Origin of the sequence: Vibrio metoecus, assembly GCF_009665255.1 — a bacterium.
In the GTDB taxonomy this organism is placed as follows: Bacteria; Pseudomonadota; Gammaproteobacteria; order Enterobacterales; family Vibrionaceae; genus Vibrio; species Vibrio metoecus_B.
This window is the reverse complement of sequence record NZ_CP035687.1, coordinates 398,546-420,814: the sequence shown is the minus strand read 5'-3', so window position 1 is coordinate 420,814 and position 22,269 is coordinate 398,546. Positions and strand designations below refer to the sequence as shown.

The following is a 22,269-nucleotide window of genomic DNA, read 5'->3' as shown; positions in this document are numbered from 1 at the left end:
CAATGATTCGACTGGATAATCTCACCAAACATTTTGGTACCAAGCGGGTGGTACATGACGCTAGTGCCCAGTTTGACAAAGGGCAGGTGACGGCAATTATCGGCCCCAATGGCGCGGGTAAAAGTACGTTGCTTTCCATGGCGAGCCGCTTAGTTAACCGTGATGCCGGTAAAGTCTGGATTGAGCAACGTGAGTTAGTGGATTGGAATACCAAAGCGCTGGCTCAAAAGCTGGCAGTGTTGCGTCAGTCCAACGTGCTGAACATGCGCTTTACGGTACGTGAACTGACGGCTTTTGGCCGCTTTCCTTACAGCCAAGGGAAATTGACTGCGCAGGATGAGCAGATCATCAACCAGGCGATTGACTATCTCGATCTCGAAACCATTCAATATCAGTATTTGGATGAGCTGAGTGGCGGCCAGCGTCAGTTGGCGTTTATTGCTATGGTCATGGCGCAAGATACGGATTACGTGTTCCTCGATGAGCCATTAAACAATCTGGACATTAAACACTCGCTGCAAATTATGTCTACGTTGCGCCGTTTAGCTCACGAGTTGAATAAAGCTGTGGTGGTGGTGATCCACGACATCAACTTTGCTTCCTGCTACGCCGATAAAATCGTCGCGTTGAAAAAAGGGGAGGTGGTGGCGACCGGTTCCGTATCGGAAGTGATCCAATCCGATGTTCTGAGCCAAATTTACGAAACCCCGTTTAATGTGATTGAGATGCAAGGGCAGCGTTTGTGCCTTTATACGCTGCCTACCGATTAATTGGATTTTGTACTTGCTGTTTTTGATCGAGAAAAGCCTGCGGAGAAATACCAAAGGCTTTTTTAAAGGCGGCAGTAAAGTTGGACGGATGTAAATAGCCTGCCTCATACGCAGCTTCAGTAATGCTGACTAAGCCCCGTTCTAATTGCTGACGAGCCAGTTGTAAACGTCGGTGTCGTATGTAGTGCGCAATCGTCATATTGAAACGAGATTTAAACTTACGCTGTAAGTTTGAAACGCTCATCGCATGCTGTTCAGCAAGTTTTTCTAAACAAATTTCGCTATACAAATGTTGGTCAATGTAATGCAGGAGTGGGTTAATCACGCTTTCGGTGTGTTCATGGTGAGCGGGGAGGGACGTGCCGCCTTGTTCTGGGCATTGCATGATCGCCTCGTGGACTAAACGCCAAACCAACGCTTCACGAGCAATGTGCGCACTCACCGTTTTTGCCCCATGCGTGTTGAGTAACTCTGCTACAGCTTGCCAGCTTTCGTTGTGCAGTGAGAGGCGGAGAAAGGCTTTATCCTGCTGTATAAAATGGTGCAGCGGACACTCTTGCTGCGCAAAAGGTTGTAATTTATCGGGTGCCAAAATGATGTTGAGTTTGCGCACCGACATTCCTTGATGTATCCGTCGATGAAAAATGCAAGGTTGCTGTAAGTTCACCATCATGGCTTGTGGCTGCTCGTTGGCGCATAACTCGAATTTGTGGTTGTCGTAGGCGAAACGTAAGGTGCCCTCCAACAAAAGAATGATGACAAGGGCGGGAGCACTGGTGGTCATCACATCACAATCAGCGAGTTCATGACTGGATCCTCCATGCAAAGTAAAGCCTGTGGGGCTGGTGTATTCAATAAAGTGACCTTGTGCCATCACAGGTTGATTCACACTTTGCGCCACAATCTGTTCACTGTGTTCAGCGATAACATGGCGTGCCAAGGTGACCGTATGTCGAGCCCCGTGTTTCATTATGACCTTATTGTGTTTTTGCTCATTTCCCATAACGGATGTGCGATTTTGCATAATCAATTCAACTTCTCTATTGGTTGAGCACAACTTAACATATATGCGAATTGTTATCATTTGTATTTTTGAGGAATTGAGTCAGTATGGATATTTGCAAGAAGTCTGCGTTATGGCTTGCGATCACTGCCGCGATGTCGGCCAACGCGGTTGCTGAGCAGAAAGCGACACCGGAGCAGGAAAATGTGGTGATCTGGGGTACGAAAGTCTCGAGCAACTCGGAATCTCTCACCACGGACGATCTATCACTCAAACAAGCCGATCACATGTCGGACTTGCTGCGTGATATTCCCGGGGTTGATGTAGGCGGAACGCACTCGGTTAACCAACGAATTAACATTCGCGGATTGGGTGAAACCAACCTAGATATTCGTTTGGATGGCGCTTCACAGCACGCCAATATGTTCCATCACATTGGTAACTTAACGCTTAACCCAGACATTTTGAAATCAGCTGATGTGCAGGTGGGTAACAACTCGGTGACCCAAAGTGGCCTCGGTGGTTCGGTTTATTTTGAAACCAAGAATGCGAAAGATCTGCTGGTGGGTGGTGAGCAGTTTGGTGCCCGTATCTTCGGCGGTTATGCCTCAAACGATAACCAACAAGGTTCACTCACGGTTTACGGTCAATTGAGCGAAACGGTTGACGCCATGGTTTATGGTCAAGGGATCTCACGCGATAACTTTGAAGATGGTGCCGGTAAAGAAACTTTTGGCGTGAAAGGGGATACCTATAACGTTCTTGCAAAAGTCGGCTTTGAACCGGCTGTTGGTCATCGATTCCAAGTTTCCTATGATGTCTATCGTGATCAAGGGGACTATAGCCCACGCCCTGATATGGCAGGAAGCGCCAACCTAGGTTTGAGCAAAAACCGTTTGGTTCCGACGCATTATGACCGCGATACCATCACTGGCTCTTATGAACTCAAGCAAGATAAGCATCGCGGTAAAGTCACCCTCTACAGTAGCCAAACCGAAATTGATCGTGATGAAAGTGTGATGGCGGGTGTTTGGCCGGGCAACCGCCTTTCACGCAATACGGCGACAAACCGCAATGTTGGCATTAACGCGCTCTTCCAATCTGACTACGAACTGGCCGCGCACCGTAACCAAGTAAGCTATGGTATGGATTATGTCGATCAAACCAGCAAAGCGACCTACGGCAGCACCCCATTTATGGAAGAATCTGCAGTTTCTACCGCTGTGTTTGCGGAGAACAAACTGTATGTAAATGACGTTTGGTCAGTGACCGCCGGTCTGCGTTTTGATGATTTCAAACGTAAAGCTATGACAGGCACGAAAGATTTTGATGAGGTGACTTGGTCACTGGGTACGGAATGGGATGTGACCAGTGATTGGACGCTGTTTGCCAACACCCGCTCGCTATTCAAAGGCCCAGAGCTGCTGGAGACCTTTGTTCGTTACCAAGATCAAGCTCGCTTAGCGGATAACATCAAACCAGAAACGGGCTTAAACACTCAAGGTGGTGTGCGCTTTGATAAAACTTATGGCGATCACTTTGTGGGTGCCAACTTCACCCTGTTTAAAACCCAGATTGATGACCATATTCGTACTAGTAACAGTTACCTGATCAGTAACGTAGGGGATATGGAAATCAAAGGTTTTGAACTGAGCACAACCTACGCTTACCAAGCCGCGAGCGCCAAGCTCTCTTACGCGCACTCGGATGCGAATGATGTTACAAATGGTGGCCCAATGCTCAATTCCGTTGGTAACAGCGCCGATATGGGTGACAGCATCGCGCTCAGCTTAGGTTATCAAGCGGATTCGATTGATACCCTGTTTGGCTGGACTTCAATAGTGGTTCTGGATGAAGACAACGTAGTGGCTGGCGCCGCCAAGAAAGAAGGCTATGACGTGCATAACCTGTATGCTCAGTGGACGCCATATTCAGTCCCGAACCTAGTGCTGACGTTCGGCGTGGATAACGTGTTTGATGAGCTTTATGTGTCTCATGCCTCACGTGTTGGCTTAGCGAAAAGCTTTGTAGCCGATGATTACGAGCCGGGACGCAGCTATAAGTTATCCGCCGCTTACCAATTCTAATCATTCTTACTCTATTTAAGCCCGCTTTGTGCGGGCTTTTGCACTGGAGATTTTGTTATGTCGTCTCAATTTCAAGCGTTGTACCAATCCCAAGCCACGTTGCACTCTGAGCATGTGGTCAAATATTTAGTCACCTTATGTCGCCATTTTGCCCGCAAAGTCCCTGCGACTTGGGATGAAACACAAGGGCAAATCGAGTTTCCTGTGGGAGTGACCACCTTAACCGTGTGCGAGAAAAACCAAACGCTGACGTTTGTTTGTCAGGGGGACAGCGAGAAAAATGTGGCCGCACAACGCGCGGTGATCGATTCGCATATCGATATGTTTTCACGCCGAGAATCCATTGAACTGGAATGGCAAACGACACCGCTTGCATAGTGGCTCTGCATCATCTTGCCTCTCGGCATTCATCCTATACTGCATCAGCGTTCGTCATCTTCGGCGAACGCTGTTTTCTTTGATGAAAAATTGAAATATTTCTCGGCTAAAAAGAAATCTCTTCTTGCTTAAGATCAACAAAAAAACGTTTCTATCGCACAAAAAACTAAAACAAAGTTGAAAGATTCAAAAATTATTGAATAATGCTATCTCTATAATGACGAAGCGAAAACGCTTCCCCTTAACGTCTGAAACAGGATACAGCCCCCATGTCGAACTCGTATGTGTTGGTCATAAACTCTGGTAGCTCATCATTGAAATTTGCAGTGATTGATTCCCAAACGGGGGAAGCGCTGATCTCAGGCCTTGGCGAATGCTTCGGCATGCCTGAAGCCGTGATCAGTTGGAAATACCAAGGTGAAAAAACGGAAGAGGCGATTACCGCCGCCGATCATCATCACCAACATGCGATCAACCGCATTGTGGGCTTAATGGAAAGCTTGGGCTTCGCTCAAGACTTAGTAGCGGTAGGACACCGTATTGTGCACGGCGGTGAGAAATTCACCTCGACCGTTCGTATTGATGAAGAAGTACTGGCAGAAATCGAAAGCTTGTCCGATCTTGCTCCGCTCCACAACCCAGCCGGTGCGAAAGGTATCCAAGCGGCGATGGCGGCTTTCCCAAGCTTGCCACAGTTTGCTGTGTTTGATACCGCCTTCCACCAGACGATGCCGAAAAAGGCATTCACTGGTGCTATCTCTCATGAACTGTACAAACAATACGGTATCCGCCGCTACGGTTTCCACGGTACTAGCCACTATTATGTAAGCCGTGAAGCGGCCAAGATGCTGAACAAGCCAATTGAACAAGCGAGCTTCATCTCGGTTCATTTGGGCAACGGCGCTTCAGTTTGTGCGATCAGCAATGGTCAATCGGTCGATACTTCCATGGGCTTCACCCCATTGGCAGGTCTAATGATGGGTACACGTTCTGGCGACTTAGATCCCGGCATCATCGAATTTTTGATGAAAAAAGGCTGGAGCCAAGAGAAAGTCTTTGAAACCCTGAACAAGAAATCCGGTTTCTTGGGGGTATCCGGCCTGACTTCAGATGCTCGTGGTATTTTGGAAGCGATGGAAAACGGTCACGAAGGGGCGAAACTGGCGTTTGAAGTGTTTACTTACCGAGTCGCCAAATACATCGGCTCTTACCTGATCCCGTTAGATCATCTGGATGCGATCATCTTCACCGGTGGTATTGGTGAAAACTCACTGCCGATTCGCCGCGAAATTCTCGGCAACCTAAAACTGCTTGGTTTCGTTGAAGATGAAAAAGGCAACGAAGCTGCGCGTTTTGGTAAAGCGGGCATTATCGCAAAATCTGAGCTGCTTAACGCCGTAGCCATGGTGATCCCGACCAACGAGGAATTCGTGATTGCCCAGCAGTCGGTTGAGTTATTGTAATAATTACGACGAAATATCGATAAAAGCGAGCCTCGTGCTCGCTTTTTTAGATCTTTATGTTGGCTTGTTTATGCCCCATTACGAGCTTGGTTAATGGTCTCTTGTTCCATGAGTCTCTATTTAAAGTAATCTGATCATTACTCTTTCGGTTTGAGAAGCTCACGTTTCTCGATTAAAAAATCCATCAACACGCGGATTTTTTTAGGCATATGTTCCCTCGAAGAGATATATAAGTAAAACCCCGGAAACGATTTACACCAAGGTGCAAGCACACGGCTTAATCTTCCTTCATCGATGTATTTTTCTACCCATAAATCAATATGCTTCACTAAACCCACACCCTGTATTGCCGCCTGTAACATACTGTGGTCGTCGTTGAAAACGGCATTTCCTTTAGGCTCGAATACCACTGTGTGCCTTTCGGCATCAGAACTGGTTAGTGACCAATGATCGATGGTTCCGCTAGAGGTGAAGCGATAAGCAAGACAATTGTGTACATCTAAGTCCTCAGGAGTTTGAGGCACTCCTTTTCTCTTAAAGTATTCAGGAGAGCCAACGATTGCTGTAGTTAAAGGTGGCGTAATAGGAACGGCAACCATGTGTTCATCCAAACTTATTCCTAAGCGAATGCCAGCATCAACCCCTTCAGCAACGATGTTAGAAAACCCATCATCCATAATTAACTCTAAACGTATTTTGGGGTAGAGAGACAGAAATTCACCGAGGTGAGGCTCAATAAGCAGCCGAGCTGCGGTTCTCGATACGCTGATACGAATTAATCCCGAAGGTTCAACATGGGAGTCGTTAAGTTGATTGACGACTTGCTCAATGCTCGTCAACGAAGGCTGCCAAATATCAAGCAGACGTTGGCCTTCTTCCGTCAACGACATGTGTCTGGTTGTACGATTGATTAATCGGACTTGTAGCTGTTGTTCTAACGCTTTCAGATGCTGTGATAAGGCTGCACGCGTTACCCCCATTTCAGAGGCGGCTTTGGTAAAACTGCGATGACGAGCAACATGTGCAAACCAAGTCAACGAAGCAACAAGAGAAGGTTCAATGGGCATTTTAAGGGTTAGCCAAGCAATTTTTGTAAAGTATATCTAAACAGTTATGTATGTGAAACGATATTTATCAGACACAGTCCTTTCATTAAGATTACTTCGAAGCTTACGCCATCCCATGATGAACAGTTAACCACCCTCAGGAGAATTCCGTTATGTCTAAAGTCACTTTCAAAAATCTAAATGGTCAAGGTATTGAGATTTCTGCGGTTATCAACTTCCCTAAAGATTTTGATGCAAGTAAACAATATGCAGCCGTTGTGGTTTCGCATCCTGGTGGTGGGGTAAAAGAGCAAACCGCAGGTCTATACGCGAGCAAACTTGCACAAAATGGTTTAATCGCTATTGCTTTTGACCGCTCATTTCAAGGTGAAAGTACTGGCCAACCGCGTCAAATGGAAAACCCATACATTAGTTCGGAAGACGTGAGTGCAGTCGTCGACTATCTAACGACATTAGAATATGTCGATAACGATAAAATTGGTGCAATGGGTATTTGTGCTGGTGCTGGCTATAGCGCAAATGCAGCAATTAATGATCGCCGAATCAAAGCTCTGGGTATGGTGAGCGCGGTAAATATCGGCCAAATGTTCCGTAATGGTTGGGATAATTCAGTGAAGGATGCTGACGCCGTTGGTTACTTAGATTTTGGTTCGAATGCGCGCACCACTGATGCTATTGGTTCTGAATACGCAATTATCCCTCTAGCTCCGATGCGTGAAGAAGATGCGCCAAACGCAGAGCTGCGAGAGGCATGGGAGTATTACCACACTCCGCGTTGTGAACATCCTAATGCTCCGGGTTTTGCTCTAACCCGTAACTTAAACCAGATCATCACTTACGATGCATACCACAAAGCAGAAGCATTTTTGACTCAACCAATTCTCGCGATTGCAGGCAGCGTTGCCGGCAGTAAATGGATGAGTGAAGACTTGATTGAGCGTGCGGCGAGTACAGATAAAACCCTGTATGTCATTGATGGTGCGAACCATATGTCGCTTTATGATGTTGCCGAATACGTCGATGACGCCGTATCCCAACTTTCATCTTTCTTCCAACGCTCTCTTTAATATTCCCCATGAAAGGCTCGATTGCTTTGAGCCTTTCTGCTCTCATGGCTTTCTACTCACAAGGCTTTTTACTCTCAAGGTATGGATTATGAACATGCAAAAAATTACTTTCAGAAATGCGGATATGGCATGGGATATGTCTGCATTAATTTTATTTCCAGAAGGCTTCAAGGAATCAAAACGCTATCCAACCATGATAAGTGTTCATCCTTTTGGTAGCTGTAAAGAACAAACATCCAGCGCTGTCTATGGTAAGGCGCTTGCTGAGTTGGGTTACGTGGTGATCGCATTTGACGCAAGCTTCCAAGGAGAATCGGGAGGATTTCCTCGCTACGTAGAAGACCCAAGTCAACGTGTTGAAGATATCAGTCGCGTTATCGACTATGCAGTAACTTTACCTTATGTCGATGAGGATAGAATTGGTGGTCTCGGTATCTGCGGCGGTGGTGCTTACATCATCAATTCAGCCCTAACCGAAAAGCGCTTGAAAGCTGTAGTAGGTATCACGCCAGTCAACGTAGGTCGTTTGTTCCGTGAAGGCTTCAGTATGTACGACCCTATCGCCAATCTTGAAGCAATGGCTGCACAGCGAACAGCCGAAGCTCGTGGCTCAGAGTTACAAATCAATGATCTTCTTCCTCCAAGTGTTGAATTTGCAAAAGAAAATGGGTTAACAGAACGAGATGTGTTCGAAGCGACCGAATACTATAAAACGCCACGTGGACAAACCGAAGGTGGTGCAACTCGTATGTTGTTCTCACATGCACAGAAAACACTGAGCTGGGATGCTTTTGCATTCGCAGAAACGTTATTGACTCAGCCTGTTATGGCCGTGGTGGGCCAAAAAGTAGGAGCATTTGGTGCCTATCGTGATGGACAAGAAATTTATGGCCGATCTGTTCAATCAAAAGATCGACAACTGGTTAATTTGGAAAACTGGTCTCACTATGAGTTGTATGACCATCCTGAAGCGGTAAATATGGCAATGGACAAGGTTTCTGCATTCCTTGAAACACACCTAAAGTGATCCAATAAGTTAGAAGCGTTTTGTATGGTTACAAAGCGCTTCTTTTTTAACTCTGTAAGATTTAGTTTGAAGTGGGTAGGTCAGTAATATGACACGATGGATAATTATAATTGCAGTACTCGCTATTGTGGCGGCCTTCACTGTTGCTTTTGTGGTAACGCGAGTAGAAAACTCTCAGTCTTCAAAGAATAAGCAATTAAGGCAATTCGGCCCTCTTTCCGTTACGACTGAATCAAACGTTGCCGTCATTGTGTTTTCTCGCTCTGGAAGTACTGGTGTGTTAGCAAAACATATCGCAGAGAAAAAGAATGGACGCCTCTACGAGATTACCGCAAAAGACTATGATCTTGGCATTCCGGGGTGGATAAGTGCGCTGAAGGATGCTCGCAGCAATATTGCTGATATCAGTCCTGAAACTATTGACCTATCAACTTATGAAACGGTTTATTTAGGCTCGCCTATCTGGTTATACAGTCCGGCACCACCAATATGGCAGTTTGCTAAAAATAGCGACTTCACAGGTAAAGATGTTGTCCTATTCAATACCTTTAACAGTAAGTTTGAAGAAAGTTTCATCAAAGACTTTGAATCATTAGTTCGTTCCAAAGGTGCGGTTAGCTTTAAACATCAATATGTGGATCGTGGACGCATGGGAAATCAGATTTCAATTGAGGAAATGCTAAACCACTTTGATAAATTGGAGTGACGTTGTTACATCAAGATAGTCAGATAGCATAAAAATGGTTTTTGATGTCCTAAGTAAAATGTTTTGTGCTGCCTTACCAGAAATAGCCCGTCACTCACTGCATCAGTAATGGGTATCACTCATTTGTGTCTATATCCCTGTTAATAGATACGAATAGACTCAGTCAACGAAGAATCTATAAGTGCTCAGCAGTCGGTTGAATGGCTGTAGTTGGTACAACGATAGATTAGTAAAAAGCGAGCCATTGGCTCGCTTTTTACTAATCATTCTAGGGCAAATTTATTGCCAATACAGGTGGATTACCGACACCAACTCGCATCGTTAATTAAATTCCTTGTGACGCATCTCGACTTCTATTGCGAAGTCATTTGTCGAATTTCGACATTTGGTTATCATTTCAATGTCGAAAATCAACGGAGAGAATTATGAGTGAGTTGTTATCCACTGTCAGCCAAGAGTTAAACCCTGCGACCCTGAATTTGTCGGATCTGCCAGTGCTCAAAATTCTTGAATTACTGAATGAACATGATGCCAGCGTGGCACTTTCGGTTCGCCGCGTATTACCGCAAGTCGAGGAAGCAGTCCGCGTGATTGCTGAGCAAATGCGCCAAGGTGGCCGTTTGTTCTATGTCGGGGCGGGGACCAGTGGACGTCTTGGTGTGCTGGATTCTGCGGAGTGCCCTCCGACTTTTGGCACCGAACCAGAATTGGTTCAGGCGATTATTGCGGGTGGTCATGCGGCGATGCTAAGCGCAGTAGAAAATATCGAAGATTGTCGAGAGTCTGCACCTGCTGAGTTAAGATCTCGACAGCTCAATGCGCAGGATGTGGTGCTGGGCATTGCAGCAAGTGGACGCACACCCTTTGTGCTATCCGGGCTCGAATACGCAAGACAAGTAGGTGCTAAAACCATTGCATTGAGTACTCGCGGATGGGGCTTGATCTCCGAACTGGCGGATGTCGTGATTGCGCCCGATGTTGGTGCAGAAGTGCTGTCAGGCTCTACGCGAATGAAGAGTGGTTCCGCGCAAAAGATGTTGCTTGGCATGATTAGCACGGCGGTGATGATTCAGCTAGGTAAAGTGCATGGCAATTTAATGATTGATGTCAAAGCCAGCAACGAGAAATTACGTGTGCGAGCTCAGCGCATTGTCAGTGAAATCTGTGATGTGAAGAGGGATGAGGCGCAAGCCTTACTCAATCAGGTCAATTACAATGTGCGCGCTGCGGTGCTGCTGCATTGGTTGGATATTGAGCCATCTCAAGCTCTTCTTATCGCCTCTAAACCTTTCCAATCCCTCAAACAGCAGCTATTGCAAGGAATCTGATATGGCTAACAAGATAGAACATTTGGAAATCATTGCCGACGAGATTGAACGCCATATTGGTGGCTTTGAGAATGTCGCGACCTTAACCAACTGCATGACACGGGTTCGCCTTGTGCTCAAAGATCGCAGCCAGTTCCATATGGAAGCGCTGCGTGAAGTCGACGGCATTAAAGGCGTGGTAGATGCTGGCGAGCAGTATCAAATCATTGTGGGGATGGGTACAGCAGCGAAGGTAACGGGTGTGCTGCAAAAGAGAATCTCAGGCAGTGGTGCGGGAACTCAAACCAGTGCTCCATCAGCCGCTCAGCCTTTTTCGGTTCGTCGTGCGCTGAACACTTTAGCCGCGATTTTTGTCCCAACCATTCCTGCGTTGATCGGCTGTGGTTTGGTCTTAGGTATCGTTAACATTTTTAAACTGGTATCGCCTGAATTCGTGGCCGCTTACCCAGAAATTTTTGACCTGTTCACTGTGGTGGGTAAAGCGGTATTCGCCGTGTTATCTGTGATGATCGGGATGAACACTGCGAAAGAACTGCACGCTTCACCCGCCATTGGCGCAGTGATGGCGGCCATTTTAGCGGCTCCGGGGTTGGCTAATATTCAACTGTTTGGAAATACTTTAGTGCCGGGCGGTGGCGGTATGTTTGCCGTATTGCTGGTGTGTGTGTTTTCATCCAAATTCGAACTGTGGTTTCGCAGTCACTGCAAGGAAAGCCTTGATCTGATTCTCACGCCAACCCTGACAATTCTGGTTTCCTCTGCGGTTGCGTTGTTGGTATTACAGCCGATTGCGCACGCCGTCAATGTTTGGTTAGGCAATCTGGTTTCTGTTGCACTGCTTAATGACTCCGCGGGTTCTGTTGCTGTTGGTGGTGTACTAGGTGGCGGTTTCTTATTCCTACTGTTAACCGGATTGCACCAAGGGCTGATCCCAATCCATGCGCAAATTCTAGAAACGTTTGGCCTCAATTATCTGTTCCCTATTTTGGCCATGGGTGGCATGGGCCAAGTGGGGGCGGCGGCTTATGTTTTCTTGAAAACCAAAAATGAGCGTTTAAAGAAAACCATTACGGGCGCTTTACCTGTAGGGATTCTTGGTGTGGGCGAGCCGCTGCTGTTTGGTGTTTCGCTTCCGCTTGGAAAAACCTTTATCGCAGGTTGCATCGGCGGTTTTGCAGGGGGCGCTATGATGGCGGCTTTTAAAGTGGGCATCATCATTCCATTTGGTACGGCTGGCTTGTCATTGATCCCGCTCGTGGGGGAAGGGCAAATTCCTTCTTTCTTGTTTGCTGTATTGGCGGCATGGGTGGTGGGTTTTATTGCCTCTATGTTGCTTGGCTTCACTGAGCCAGTCGAAAAAAACCAGTAGAATCGGGTAGTATCTGGCCGTCACCGCGGAAGTGTGTGACGGCTTTTTGAGTCAACAAGGGTCTTCGATGGATAAACTCATCAACAAGGTAAAAACATTAGTACATTCGAGTAATCAAAATGAGCAAAAGCTCTCACAATTGATTGTTGAACGACAGTTCGATTTATCGGAGTTGAGCGCGACGAAAGTTGGCGCGCTGCTTGGTATCAGTGATTCGTCAGTGATTCGCTATGCGAAAAGCCTCGGCTGTAGCGGCTTTCCTGATCTGAAGTTAAAACTCGCCGCACAAGCACCGCAAGAGATGGCACGTACGGCTCAATCTGTTTATGCCAGTATTGAAACTGGTGATTCTACGGCGCAGATTATTGAAAAAGCCAAGCATCTGTTTGTTTCTACCATAGAACAATCGATTGGTTTGATGGATGCGAAATCGGTAGAGCTGTGTGCGCAGCAATTGTTGAAAGCCAACAAAATTGCGTTGGCGGGGATTGGCGCTTCAGCCATCGTCGCGGCAGACATCAACCACAAGCTGATTCGCGCAGGTTTTAATGTGCAGTTTAATCAGGATTATCACATTCAAATTGTGCAAGCTTCGCTGCTCAAAGCGGATGATGTTCTGCTGGTGGTTTCTGCGCGGGGGAATACCCAAGAAGTGTTGACCGCGATTGAACGCGCTAAACAAAACGGCGCGCAAGTGATTGCTTTAACACGCTATGGGCGCGATAAAGTGGCGCAACTGGCGGATTATGTGATCCCTTATAGTTACACCGAAGAACATTCTCAATTAGGCATGGTGACCCCACAACTGCTGCAAATGGCGGCGTTTGACATCGTCTTTTTCAAACTCATTACTTTGACAGATTCGTTCAGTATGCATACCGCACTAAGCTCGATTCAACACATACAACAGTGATTGCAGATTAAGGTTTTTCACAATGAAAATGGGTAAAGATCCGGATTATCGTTTTTCGCTGGCGAATGAACGGACTTTTTTGGCTTGGATCCGTACGGCATTAGCTTTTCTCGCTACTGCGGTGGGGATAGATCTGCTCAGCGCGACGCACGATTCGGCAATATTAAGCCACAGCCAGTGGCTAACTCCGGCATTGGCGGGCGTTGCATTTGCCACTGCCGTTTGGGCATTTCTGCGCTGGTACCAAAATGAGAAAGCGATGCGGCTTGAAGGGCCGTTTAAATACAGCAAAAGCCTGATGGTGATGACAGGTGTGGTCATTGCTTTCGCTGTGTTGATCGGGCTTTGGGCATTATGAGTGAGATGAAAACTGAGGTAGAGCGTGATCCCGGTTTGCAGCGTGAAAGAACGCAACTGGCGTGGACTCGCAGTTCGTTAGCGTTAACGGCAGGTATGTTACTGCTGATCAAAATTGGGTTGTTTTCTGCACTGCAGCTGGCGCTTGCTTTGTTGGGGTTATGGTTGTTGCTCCAGCAAATTCTAAAGCGCAAAAATGAAATCGCGACCCAAAGTCGCGTGTTTCACCGTGCCATGCTGCTGCGTAATTTATGGATGAGTGGCGCAGTGGCGATCTGCGCGATTTGGGTTTGCCTCGACCGCTTGGCCTAACGCCTTTTTTAAGCGCAAGCCGATTTGAGTAATGGCTAAGGTTGATGACTAGACGCTTATTCTTTTGACGCCAATTGGGCAAACTTGCTGTAGCTACTGACGCGGCCATTGATGTATTCAATGCCGCAGTGCACTGGGTGAGGTTGGTGGCCGACAATTTGGTATTCGACAATAAACTCGCCGCTGATCACTTTGACGAACAAAAAACCATCCATCACTTTCCACAAACCATGCAGCGCTTTATCGCTGAACATGTCTTTTTCAATCAAGGTGCCGTTGGGTTTAAAGGTCAGCAGTGATGAAAAACCATCGGTGTTGACCTTAATCCACGCGTGTTGATGCACTTCATAACTGAGAATTTTGCGCCGCGTTTTGATCCACTCTTCGAGTTCTTGCTGTTGTGCTGGGCTCAGTTGTGGCAGGGCCTCTAATTCAAGTAGGGTGTGGTGCTTCTCGTACCAAAACAACTGAAGGTGGAGTAATTTCATGCTAACCGGTTGGAATTTCAAACAAACAGCCGCCACTGTGCGTCAAGGTGGGGATGAAGTCAACCATGAAGATGAGCTTGAAAAAGTGCGGTAGGTCGGGGGAAACCTACCGCACATTCCCTGTTCGGGACGTGCCGCGTTGCGCGGCTAAGGAGCTTAAAGATGAGGGAATAAGCGAGGGAGTTCGGCGCGATCACAAGCTTGGTTTAATCGACACTGCGCGGTGTGAATATGCTGTTGCCACTGTTCATCGTGCGCCCACATTTCAATCACTAATGGCACCACGCAATCCAGCGCTTTTAAGCGGCAGAACAGTCCATCAAAGTCGACGTCGCCTTCGCCAATCACTAAATCGCGAAACTGTCCGGCGTACTGTTCGCTCACCTTGTAAGTGTCCTTGAGGTGGATCTGAGTGATGTGGGGCTTGCTTAACGAGAGTTCGGTCAGCAAGTCATAATTCCAGCCTGAGATGTTGCCAACGTCCGGATACGCCGTAAAAAAGGGCGATTGGATCTGCCGATTCAGCACTTCAAATTTGCTCAGAGCATTGAGGTAAGGCGTATCCATGATCTCGACGGCTAACATCACGCCAGCGCGCTCAGCTAAACGGGCGGCTTGTTGCATGCCCTCAATAAAACGCTGATGAGTGGCTTGGTTGGCTGGCTCATAATAGACGTCATACCCCGCCAACTGGATAGTGCGAATGCCCAGTTTGTAGGCGAGGGTGATCGCCTTTTGCATAATTTTCAGTGCCTCATCGCGCAGCGCGGGATCGGCCGAGCCAAACGGAAACTTGCGATGAGCGCTAAGGCACATCGATTGCAGCGGCACGCCATACTCCTCACAAAGGCGGCGTAATGAATAAATGGTGGCATCATCCCAATCGAGGCGGCTGCGGCGCTCGTCACTTTCATCCACCGAGATCTCCAGAAAATCGAAGCCGAGCTCTTTGGTGCAGGCCAGTTTTTCCTCCCAACTTAAGTGATTGGGCAGCGCTTTTTCATACAAGCCAACGCGGTGGCGCAGTAAATGTTGATACATGCGGCCTCCTGTTATGGCCAGAAACGGTCGATTTGCTCACGCAGAGCCGCCGCGGTTTGTTGGCCTTCGGCGCCTGCTAATGCACGTCCGGCAATAAAGGTTTTGGTTTTGATTCCTTCAAACAGGTAAATATCTTCTGGTACGATGCCGCCGGTGATCGAAAGCTCAATGCCTAGCGCAGAGAGCTGGCGCATTTTGTCGAGATCGTCCGTCGTCCAACCAATACCGGCCAATTCTGCATCACGCGAGCGGTGGTAAATGGCTTGAGTGATGCCTAAATCGACCCACGCTTTAGCATCTTGCATCGTCCAGTTGCCATAAATCTCGATTTGAATTTCGCCATTCAGCTCATCCGCCACTTTTTTACACGCGGCAATGGTCGCGATGTGCGCGGCGGCTGAGACGGTGATCCAATCGGCCCCCGCTTCAAATGCCATGCGCGAGAGAATGGCTCCGCCATCGGTGGTTTTCATGTCACACACCAGAATATGATCCGGATGGTTGTGGCGCAGAGTCGACACCGCTTTCATTCCTTCCGCGAAAGCCAAAATGGTGCCAACTTCAATCACATCGACGTAACTGGCGACATTACTTGCTACGGCCACGGCATCGGTTAGTTTGGTTTGGTCGAGGGCGATTTGAATCATTGGTTTGGTCATACTGTTTATCCTTGAATATGTTCACGTATCAGTTGGGCAAGCCCAGCTTGGTTGTTATCGGTAGGGCAAAGGCTGCGCGCGTAAGATTTCACGGTGTCATCGGCATTGGCCATGGCAACGCCGTGGCCCGCATAGCGCAGCATGGAGATGTCATTGTGGTTATCGCCAATCGCCATCACATGGTTGGCGGCGTAGCCAAGCTGAGCGACGTATTGCGCAAGGCGCTGGCCTTTACTGTTGCCTTTGGCGGCAAAATCAATGCGGTTTGACCAAGAGCGTTCACCATTAAAACGGGTATTCACCCACGGATGCTCTAGGAGTCGTTCGACCGAGCTTGGTAAACCTTCGACGACAAATTTCCACACAAACTCAGAGTCACGCGCAGTTTGGTGAAAGGAGTCAATCGCAAAGATTTGCGGCGGATGAGAGAGAGAAGCTGCTTGCGCCCATTTTTCCAATGCTTGCATGTACGCGATGGGGCTGCGCTGCGAGTAAGTCATTGCATCTTTGATGTACATCACCAGCTTGAGCTGAAACTCTTGGGCCAGATCGATAAAGGTCAGCGCATCTTGCTTATCGATCGCATTGTGCTCCAGCACCGTTTCGCTTGCGTAGTCATACACATACGTGCCGTTGCAACAGATGATGGGCGTGGTCAGACCCAGTTCATCGTAGTAAGGGCGCGCAGCGGTGTGGTGACGACCTGTGACGATAAGCACATGGCAATGCTGCTGAGCTGCGCGAATCGCGTCTTTGACTTGTGGATGGATGGTGTGATCGTCACTGAGCACAGTGCCATCAAGATCCAAGGCGAGCACTTTATACATAGCGATTACCTCTGGCCGTAGTAAGCGTTCGCGCCGTGTTTGCGCAGGTAGTGTTTATCGGATAATTCGGGCTGAATTTTGATGCCGCTATTGAGCGAGCGAGTGGCGAGTGCCATTGCGGAGATCTCTTCCAGCACCACGGCGTTGTGCACCGCATCTTCGGCATTTTTGCCCCAAGAGAAAGGCGCATGTCCGGCCACAATCACACTCGGTACCGCCATCGGATCGATATGGCGATGACGAAACTCTTCGACGATCACTAGGCCAGTGTTTTTTTCGTACTCACCAGCAATTTCGCTGTGCGAAAGCTTACGCGTGCAGGGAATGTCGCCGTAAAAGTAATCAGCATGGGTTGTCCCGAGCGCGGGAATATCAATGCCCGCTTGAGCCCAAATCGTGGCGCTGCGCGAATGGGTATGCACTACGCCGCCGACGTCTGGAAAGGCGCGGTAGAGTTCAATATGGGTTGCGGTATCGCTCGATGGATTCAATTTGCCTTCCACCACTTTGCCCGTGAGGTCGACAATCACCATATCTTCGGCGCGCATCGCATCGTATTCCACGCCGCTCGGTTTTATCGCCAGTACGCCGCGTTCGCGGTCAATTTCCGACACATTGCCCCAGGTAAAAGTGACTAAACCGTATTTGGGCAATTTGAGATTGGCGTTGAATACGCGCTGTTTCAGTTCGCTGTACATACTCCCTCCTACGCGGTGTGCGCAAATGCGGGTTGGGTAGTCGCTTGGGGTGAGAGTGCTTGGTCAATCACCGCATACACTTGCTGTTTATCGCGGCAGCGGCGCAGCTTATCCAGATCGACTCCGCTGGCACTGTTTTCATCATCCAGCACTTGCGTCACTTCCATCAGTCCTTCCATATGCTCATCGGAGGAACTGCCGGCTAAGGTAATCAGCACATCCACCGGCTCATCTTCGCCTTCGAAATAGATCGGCTCTTGTAAGGTCACCAGCGCAAAAGCAGTTCTCAACACGCCGTTTTCGGGGCGCGCATGGGGCAGGGCAAGATTAGGAGCGATGCAGATGTAGGGGCCGAGCTGCTCGACACTGGCGATGATCGCCTCGTGATAGGCTGGCGTAATCGCGCCAGAGGCTATCAACATATCGGTGCCAATTTTGATCGCCTCACGCCAGTTATCGGCTTTGGCTTGCAATTGGATTGAGTTGTTCTCGATTAAGGATTGTTTGAGTCCCATGGTTCTATCTCCAGAGTAGAGCTGATCAAACCAGCTTCTTATTGTCGTAGGGGGCGGTAGGCAACCAGAGTGGTGCGGCTGCCCACCTCCTGTCGAGCTAGCGAATTTTCACAAAATGGTTATGGATAATGTCGAGCAGTTCATTGCCAAACGAGTTTGGGTTAAGCATGTTCTGCACCCCGAGCACAAACTTACCTTCGCCCGGTTCCATCTCGGCTGAGAGGTGTTTCGAGGAGACAATGATATCGGTGGTCGCGAGTTTGGATTTGTAATCAGACACCGCGCAAGAATCCATCACGTGTGGAATGCCTTTTTGTTCCAGATACTTGCCGATTTTCATCTTCATCATCATCGATGAACCTTGGCCGTTACCGCACACTGCCAGAATGCTCACTGGACGAGTGCCTTGCGCGGCTTGCAGAGCTTGTTCAACCGCTTCAATCACTTCCGGCTCGTCACTGACCGTGATGCTGCCTTGTGCATCTTCTTCGGCGCGTAACTGTTTGGAGGCAAAGAACATGTAGACCAACGCCAGTGCAACCAGTACGAAGAAGAAGAGTTTCGAGGCGGACAAACCTTGCATAATCGGTGGGAAGACCAAAGCCCAGTCGGCCATGCCCATCCAGCCACTGAATTCGGTGCCTTGTTGGGTGAAGAGGTGAATTGCCCATGCCGAGCCGAGCACTTCGATAATGCCCATCACAAAACAGATCTTCATCACCGCTTTCCAACCGCCGAAATGGTTCGCAAACACGCCAATCGTTGCGTTGGAGAAGAACATAGGAATGAAGCCGGGAATGATCATGATTGGCGCATTAAACGCCAGCATGGCTAAGACTGCTGCAAACTGGCCGAGTGCGCCCCACATAAAGCCAAACACCATGGCATTGGGGGAGAAGGCGTAGATCGCCGCACAATCAATCGCGAGTACTGCGTTAGGAATAACGCGCTCGGAGATGCCTTTAAACGCTTCGGAGAGCTCGGCGACAAACATACGCACACCGGCCACAATCACTTGGATCGCGACGGCAAACTTAAGGCCCGTTTCGAGGATGTAGATAGTCCAGTGAGTGGAACCCGCCATCTCTTGCAGATTATCCAGACCGAAAGAGAGCAGAATAATGCCGAAGAATACCGTCATTACAATCGCGGTGGCAGCGATGCTGTCGTGGAAAATATGCAGCCATTTAGGCAGTTGCAGGTGATCAACACTGTCTTTTTTATCCCCCAGTTTGGGAGCAATTTTGGTGGCGATCCATGAAGCGACTTGCTGTTGGTGGCCGATGGAGAAACCCGCGCCGCCAGTGACTTCTTCGGTCGGTTTGAACATGATGTTAGAAGAGATGCCCCAGTAGAGCGCCATCAATACCGCCGAATAAATGATGGTTTCCCACATGCCAGCGCCGAGCACAAAGTAGAACACCGCAATCAACCCCGCTTGCTGGAACATGATGTGTCCAGTCAACATGATGGTACGAATGCCGGTGTAGCGGCGAAACAGCACCAACAGAATGTTGATCGCCAACGCCAGCAGCACGGCGTACCCGACCCATGAATAGTTATCGCCCATGGTTTCCATGGTGGCCATCATCGAGGTGTAGGGGTCAATCACTGATCCGGTTAAACCGTGGTATTGCGACAGCTTTTCAATCACAGGTTTAAAGCCGGCGACCAGTGTGCCTGCGCCCACTTGTACCAGCATAAAACCGACAATGGTTTTGATTGAACCTTTAATGATGGTTGTCGCATCGCGTCTTAGCAGCCAATAGCCGATTAAGGTGACTAGCCCTAGCAGCAAAGGGGCTTTGGTCATTACTTGGCTGTAAAAAATATAGAAAACGTCGTACAAGAACTCCATATCTCTACCCTTAGTTGTTTTGATGTAGGAAGAGTGATTTTTGGTGGTGCGTAAAATCGCTCCTTTTGCTCACGGAATAGACTTTAACAATCAAAAGTAATCATTCAATGCTCATTTGTGATTATTTTGATTTTTATCAATTTTGCCCAAAAGAAAACCATATAAATGATAGGTAGATCACTTTGGTTTTTGTTATTTGATTAAAAATCAATAACTTAAATTTAATTGTGATAAATGTATGATTTCTATGTGCAGAAAGTTTGACAAGATTTACGATGATTAATAGAATCAAATTCAATCAAGATTAATCACCAAATAATCACTAAGTCGACATTCGGTGAGTTTTTTCTCAGTTAGGTGATGGTATGAATGAAGTCCAACGACATAACGGTATTTTGTCTCTGCTTGAAGAGAATCAAGCGATTAACGTTTCGCACATTATTGAGCGCTTTAATGTCTCTCCAGCCACGGCGCGGCGCGATATCGCCAAGCTTGATGAGCTAGGTAAACTGCGCAAAGTGCGCAATGGGGCAGAGCGCATTGAAAATCAAAAAAGAAAATGGTCACCGCTCAATATCAACAGCACAGAGCATTATGAAGAGAAATCGCTGATTGCCTTGAAAGCGGCTGAGCTGTGCCAACCAGGTGATAGCGTGGTGATCAACTGTGGTTCGACCGCCTTTTTGCTGGGCCAGCAGTTGTGTGGCGAAAATGTACAGATTGTGACCAACTATTTTCCTTTGGCGAGCTATCTGATCAATGAAGATCACGATGATGTGATCATCATTGGCGGACAATACAATCGAGCGCAAAGCATTTTCCTCAACCCCGCGCCAGATTCTCTTGGCGGTTATGCGGGGAAATGGATGTTTACCTCTGGCAAAGGGCTAACCGAAGCAGGATTGTACAAAACCGATATGCTCACAGCGGTTGCTGAACAGCAGATGCTAGAGCAAATCGATAAGCTAGTCGTAGTGGTGGACAGCTCAAAAGTAGGGCAGCGTACCGGTATGCTGTTTTGTCCTACCAGCAAAATTGACATCGTCATCACAGGTAAAAATGCGAATGCTGAAGTGGTGAAAGCCATTGAAGCGCAAGGGACGCAAGTGATTTTAGTGTAGCGTCTCACTCACTTTTACCAAATTAAAAAACTAACCCAACTGGCCAGTGCCAATCCTCAGGATTTCGGCGCTCGGCTCCCTACATCCAAAATTTATCTTAACGTTGTGAAACAAGAGGTGTTGTTATGAGTAAAGTGAATGAAATCACTCGCGAATCCTGGATTTTGAGTACGTTCCCTGAGTGGGGAACTTGGCTAAATGAAGAGATTGAACAAACGGTCGTGGAGCCAAATACCTTTTCGATGTGGTGGCTAGGCTGTACGGGGATTTGGCTAAAGAGTGCTGGCAACACCAACCTTTCCATCGATTTTTGGTGCGGAACCGGTAAAAAAACGCAGAAAAACCGCTTGATGAATACCCAGCATCAGATGATGCGTATGGGCGGTGTGGAAGCGTTGCAACCGAACTTGCGTACCTCGATTTTCCCACTCGATCCGTTTGCGATTAAAGAGATTGATGCGGTGCTGGCTTCACACGATCACGCTGACCACATTGACGTTAACGTTGCAGCGGCGGTGCTGCAAAACTGCGGTGAGCACGTAAAATTCATTGGCCCACAAGCCTGTGTTGATTTGTGGCTAGGATGGGGTGTACCGCAGGAGCGCTGCATTGTGGCAAAAGTCGGTGATGTGCTTGAAATCGGCGATGTTAAGATTCGCGTTCTGGATTCGTTTGATCGCACGGCGTTAGTGACGCTACCGAAAGGCGTATCGTCTTACGACAAAGCGATTTTGGATGGTATGGATGAGCGAGCGGTCAACTACTTGATCGAAACCTCGGGTGGCTCTGTGTACCACTCCGGTGATTCACACTACTCAAACTACTATGCGAAACACGGTAACGATTACCAGATTGATGTGGCGCTGCTGTCGTACGGTGAGAACCCACGCGGAGTGACCGATAAAATGACCTCTTCGGATGTATTGCGCGCTGCAGAATCGCTCGATTGCCAAGTTGTCGTGCCATTCCACCACGATATCTGGGCGAACTTCCAAAATGATCCGCGTGAAATCGAAGTGCTGTGGAATATGAAAAAAGATCGCTTACAGTACCAATTTGCGCCGTTCTTCTGGCAAGTTGGCGGTAAATACACCTACCCAACCGATAAAGGACGCATGCATTACCAGCATTTCCGCGGATTCCAAGATATCTTCAAAAATGAGCCAGAACTGCCTTACAAAGCCTTCTTGTAAGACGTAATGGAAAAAGCCTCCC

Annotated in this window: 23 protein-coding genes; 14 read left to right on the top strand and 9 right to left on the bottom strand. The window is 48.0% G+C overall.

Features of this window, described 5'->3' with window-relative positions; translation table 11 throughout:
• Positions 1-2: 2 nt before the first annotated feature.
• Positions 3-770 carry an iron chelate ABC transporter ATP-binding protein VctC gene (gene vctC, locus EPB59_RS15455; protein WP_154173667.1) on the top strand — a complete coding sequence of 256 codons (768 nt, stop codon included), beginning with the start codon at positions 3-5 and terminating at the stop codon, positions 768-770.
• Here vctC and EPB59_RS15450 read toward each other — a convergent pair.
• On the bottom strand, positions 760-1,794 hold the full coding sequence (locus tag EPB59_RS15450; protein WP_195707170.1) for a helix-turn-helix transcriptional regulator: 1,035 nt from the start codon (positions 1,792-1,794) through the stop codon (positions 760-762). The genes vctC and EPB59_RS15450 overlap by 11 nt on opposite strands.
• 86 nt (positions 1,795-1,880) lie before the next feature.
• On the opposite strand from EPB59_RS15450, the gene vctA reads away from it, so the two are divergent.
• The 3 genes from vctA to EPB59_RS15435 all read left to right on the top strand — a co-directional run bounded on the left by vctA (position 1,881) and on the right by EPB59_RS15435 (position 5,701).
• Positions 1,881-3,860 carry a TonB-dependent iron chelate receptor VctA gene (vctA, locus tag EPB59_RS15445; RefSeq protein ID WP_154173663.1) on the top strand — a complete coding sequence of 660 codons (1,980 nt, stop codon included), beginning with the start codon at positions 1,881-1,883 and terminating at the stop codon, positions 3,858-3,860.
• Between the two features lie 57 nt (positions 3,861-3,917).
• Positions 3,918-4,238, top strand: coding sequence for a DUF2218 domain-containing protein (locus tag EPB59_RS15440; RefSeq protein WP_000098211.1), 321 nt, complete (start codon positions 3,918-3,920; stop codon positions 4,236-4,238).
• 269 nt (positions 4,239-4,507) lie between these two features.
• Complete coding sequence (locus EPB59_RS15435; RefSeq protein WP_000072098.1) at positions 4,508-5,701, top strand: acetate/propionate family kinase; 1,194 nt, start codon at positions 4,508-4,510, stop codon at positions 5,699-5,701.
• A gap of 137 nt (positions 5,702-5,838) precedes the next feature.
• On the opposite strand, the gene EPB59_RS15430 is transcribed toward EPB59_RS15435, so the two are convergent.
• Complete coding sequence (locus EPB59_RS15430) at positions 5,839-6,768, bottom strand: LysR family transcriptional regulator (protein WP_154173661.1); 930 nt, start codon at positions 6,766-6,768, stop codon at positions 5,839-5,841.
• 152 nt (positions 6,769-6,920) lie between these two features.
• Here EPB59_RS15430 and EPB59_RS15425 point away from each other — a divergent pair, with 152 nt between their 5' ends.
• The 8 genes from EPB59_RS15425 (at position 6,921) to EPB59_RS15390 (ending at position 13,847) form a co-directional block, all read left to right on the top strand.
• Positions 6,921-7,835, top strand: coding sequence for an alpha/beta hydrolase (locus EPB59_RS15425; protein ID WP_154173659.1), 915 nt, complete (start codon positions 6,921-6,923; stop codon positions 7,833-7,835).
• An 88-nt stretch (positions 7,836-7,923) separates the two neighbouring features.
• A complete protein-coding gene (locus EPB59_RS15420) occupies positions 7,924-8,862 on the top strand; it encodes an alpha/beta hydrolase (RefSeq protein WP_154173657.1) in 939 nt (312 codons plus the stop codon).
• 88 nt (positions 8,863-8,950) lie between these two features.
• Positions 8,951-9,568: a flavodoxin family protein gene (locus EPB59_RS15415; RefSeq protein ID WP_154173655.1), complete on the top strand. Its 618-nt coding sequence runs from the start codon at positions 8,951-8,953 to the stop codon at positions 9,566-9,568.
• Between the two features lie 425 nt (positions 9,569-9,993).
• Complete coding sequence (gene murQ, locus EPB59_RS15410) at positions 9,994-10,896, top strand: N-acetylmuramic acid 6-phosphate etherase (RefSeq protein WP_154173653.1); 903 nt, start codon at positions 9,994-9,996, stop codon at positions 10,894-10,896.
• Between the two features lies 1 nt (position 10,897).
• Positions 10,898-12,265: a PTS transporter subunit EIIC gene (locus tag EPB59_RS15405; RefSeq protein ID WP_154173651.1), complete on the top strand. Its 1,368-nt coding sequence runs from the start codon at positions 10,898-10,900 to the stop codon at positions 12,263-12,265.
• A gap of 67 nt (positions 12,266-12,332) precedes the next feature.
• On the top strand, positions 12,333-13,178 hold the full coding sequence (locus tag EPB59_RS15400; protein WP_055050045.1) for a MurR/RpiR family transcriptional regulator: 846 nt from the start codon (positions 12,333-12,335) through the stop codon (positions 13,176-13,178).
• 22 nt (positions 13,179-13,200) lie between these two features.
• Positions 13,201-13,536 (top strand): YidH family protein, encoded by a 336-nt coding sequence (locus EPB59_RS15395; protein ID WP_000781647.1) that lies wholly within the window; start codon positions 13,201-13,203, stop codon positions 13,534-13,536.
• Between the two features lie 5 nt (positions 13,537-13,541).
• Positions 13,542-13,847 carry a DUF202 domain-containing protein gene (locus tag EPB59_RS15390; protein ID WP_241666253.1) on the top strand — a complete coding sequence of 102 codons (306 nt, stop codon included), beginning with the start codon at positions 13,542-13,544 and terminating at the stop codon, positions 13,845-13,847.
• A gap of 56 nt (positions 13,848-13,903) precedes the next feature.
• On the opposite strand, the gene EPB59_RS15385 is transcribed toward EPB59_RS15390, so the two are convergent.
• The 7 genes from EPB59_RS15385 to EPB59_RS15355 all read right to left on the bottom strand — a co-directional run bounded on the left by EPB59_RS15385 (position 13,904) and on the right by EPB59_RS15355 (position 19,933).
• Complete coding sequence (locus EPB59_RS15385; protein ID WP_000770690.1) at positions 13,904-14,335, bottom strand: hypothetical protein; 432 nt, start codon at positions 14,333-14,335, stop codon at positions 13,904-13,906.
• A 156-nt stretch (positions 14,336-14,491) separates the two neighbouring features.
• A complete protein-coding gene (locus tag EPB59_RS15380) occupies positions 14,492-15,376 on the bottom strand; it encodes an L-ribulose-5-phosphate 3-epimerase (RefSeq protein ID WP_154173647.1) in 885 nt (294 codons plus the stop codon).
• A gap of 11 nt (positions 15,377-15,387) precedes the next feature.
• Positions 15,388-16,035 (bottom strand): 3-keto-L-gulonate-6-phosphate decarboxylase UlaD, encoded by a 648-nt coding sequence (locus EPB59_RS15375; RefSeq protein WP_000165653.1) that lies wholly within the window; start codon positions 16,033-16,035, stop codon positions 15,388-15,390.
• 5 nt (positions 16,036-16,040) lie between these two features.
• A complete protein-coding gene (locus EPB59_RS15370; RefSeq protein WP_154173645.1) occupies positions 16,041-16,862 on the bottom strand; it encodes a Cof-type HAD-IIB family hydrolase in 822 nt (273 codons plus the stop codon).
• Between the two features lie 5 nt (positions 16,863-16,867).
• Entirely contained in the window at positions 16,868-17,560 is a 693-nt protein-coding gene (locus EPB59_RS15365; protein WP_000286772.1) for an L-ribulose-5-phosphate 4-epimerase, read from the bottom strand.
• 8 nt (positions 17,561-17,568) lie between these two features.
• Positions 17,569-18,075 (bottom strand): PTS sugar transporter subunit IIA, encoded by a 507-nt coding sequence (locus EPB59_RS15360; protein WP_148522952.1) that lies wholly within the window; start codon positions 18,073-18,075, stop codon positions 17,569-17,571.
• 97 nt (positions 18,076-18,172) lie between these two features.
• Positions 18,173-19,933: a PTS ascorbate-specific subunit IIBC gene (locus EPB59_RS15355; RefSeq protein WP_000395341.1), complete on the bottom strand. Its 1,761-nt coding sequence runs from the start codon at positions 19,931-19,933 to the stop codon at positions 18,173-18,175.
• 365 nt (positions 19,934-20,298) lie between these two features.
• Between EPB59_RS15355 and ulaR the strand changes: the two genes are divergently transcribed.
• Both ulaR and ulaG read left to right on the top strand, forming a co-directional pair.
• Positions 20,299-21,054: an HTH-type transcriptional regulator UlaR gene (gene ulaR / locus EPB59_RS15350; protein ID WP_001006789.1), complete on the top strand. Its 756-nt coding sequence runs from the start codon at positions 20,299-20,301 to the stop codon at positions 21,052-21,054.
• Between the two features lie 125 nt (positions 21,055-21,179).
• Positions 21,180-22,247, top strand: a complete 1,068-nt coding sequence (gene ulaG / locus EPB59_RS15345; RefSeq protein WP_000049013.1) for an L-ascorbate 6-phosphate lactonase — start codon at positions 21,180-21,182, stop codon at positions 22,245-22,247.
• Positions 22,248-22,269 lie beyond the last annotated feature (22 nt).

Bases quoted from the DNA above. Each gene is read 5' to 3' on its own strand.
- vctC (WP_154173667.1), top strand. From the start codon at position 3: ATGATTCGACTGGATAATCTCACCAAACATTTTGGTACCAAGCGGGTG.
- EPB59_RS15450 (WP_195707170.1), bottom strand. From the start codon at position 1,794: ATGCAAAATCGCACATCCGTTATGGGAAATGAGCAAAAACACAATAAG.
- vctA (WP_154173663.1), top strand. From the start codon at position 1,881: ATGGATATTTGCAAGAAGTCTGCGTTATGGCTTGCGATCACTGCCGCG.
- EPB59_RS15440 (WP_000098211.1), top strand. From the start codon at position 3,918: ATGTCGTCTCAATTTCAAGCGTTGTACCAATCCCAAGCCACGTTGCAC.
- EPB59_RS15435 (WP_000072098.1), top strand. From the start codon at position 4,508: ATGTCGAACTCGTATGTGTTGGTCATAAACTCTGGTAGCTCATCATTG.
- EPB59_RS15430 (WP_154173661.1), bottom strand. From the start codon at position 6,768: ATGCCCATTGAACCTTCTCTTGTTGCTTCGTTGACTTGGTTTGCACAT.
- EPB59_RS15425 (WP_154173659.1), top strand. From the start codon at position 6,921: ATGTCTAAAGTCACTTTCAAAAATCTAAATGGTCAAGGTATTGAGATT.
- EPB59_RS15420 (WP_154173657.1), top strand. From the start codon at position 7,924: ATGAACATGCAAAAAATTACTTTCAGAAATGCGGATATGGCATGGGAT.
- EPB59_RS15415 (WP_154173655.1), top strand. From the start codon at position 8,951: ATGACACGATGGATAATTATAATTGCAGTACTCGCTATTGTGGCGGCC.
- murQ (WP_154173653.1), top strand. From the start codon at position 9,994: ATGAGTGAGTTGTTATCCACTGTCAGCCAAGAGTTAAACCCTGCGACC.
- EPB59_RS15405 (WP_154173651.1), top strand. From the start codon at position 10,898: ATGGCTAACAAGATAGAACATTTGGAAATCATTGCCGACGAGATTGAA.
- EPB59_RS15400 (WP_055050045.1), top strand. From the start codon at position 12,333: ATGGATAAACTCATCAACAAGGTAAAAACATTAGTACATTCGAGTAAT.
- EPB59_RS15395 (WP_000781647.1), top strand. From the start codon at position 13,201: ATGAAAATGGGTAAAGATCCGGATTATCGTTTTTCGCTGGCGAATGAA.
- EPB59_RS15390 (WP_241666253.1), top strand. From the start codon at position 13,542: ATGAAAACTGAGGTAGAGCGTGATCCCGGTTTGCAGCGTGAAAGAACG.
- EPB59_RS15385 (WP_000770690.1), bottom strand. From the start codon at position 14,335: ATGAAATTACTCCACCTTCAGTTGTTTTGGTACGAGAAGCACCACACC.
- EPB59_RS15380 (WP_154173647.1), bottom strand. From the start codon at position 15,376: ATGTATCAACATTTACTGCGCCACCGCGTTGGCTTGTATGAAAAAGCG.
- EPB59_RS15375 (WP_000165653.1), bottom strand. From the start codon at position 16,035: ATGACCAAACCAATGATTCAAATCGCCCTCGACCAAACCAAACTAACC.
- EPB59_RS15370 (WP_154173645.1), bottom strand. From the start codon at position 16,862: ATGTATAAAGTGCTCGCCTTGGATCTTGATGGCACTGTGCTCAGTGAC.
- EPB59_RS15365 (WP_000286772.1), bottom strand. From the start codon at position 17,560: ATGTACAGCGAACTGAAACAGCGCGTATTCAACGCCAATCTCAAATTG.
- EPB59_RS15360 (WP_148522952.1), bottom strand. From the start codon at position 18,075: ATGGGACTCAAACAATCCTTAATCGAGAACAACTCAATCCAATTGCAA.
- EPB59_RS15355 (WP_000395341.1), bottom strand. From the start codon at position 19,933: ATGGAGTTCTTGTACGACGTTTTCTATATTTTTTACAGCCAAGTAATG.
- ulaR (WP_001006789.1), top strand. From the start codon at position 20,299: ATGAATGAAGTCCAACGACATAACGGTATTTTGTCTCTGCTTGAAGAG.
- ulaG (WP_000049013.1), top strand. From the start codon at position 21,180: ATGAGTAAAGTGAATGAAATCACTCGCGAATCCTGGATTTTGAGTACG.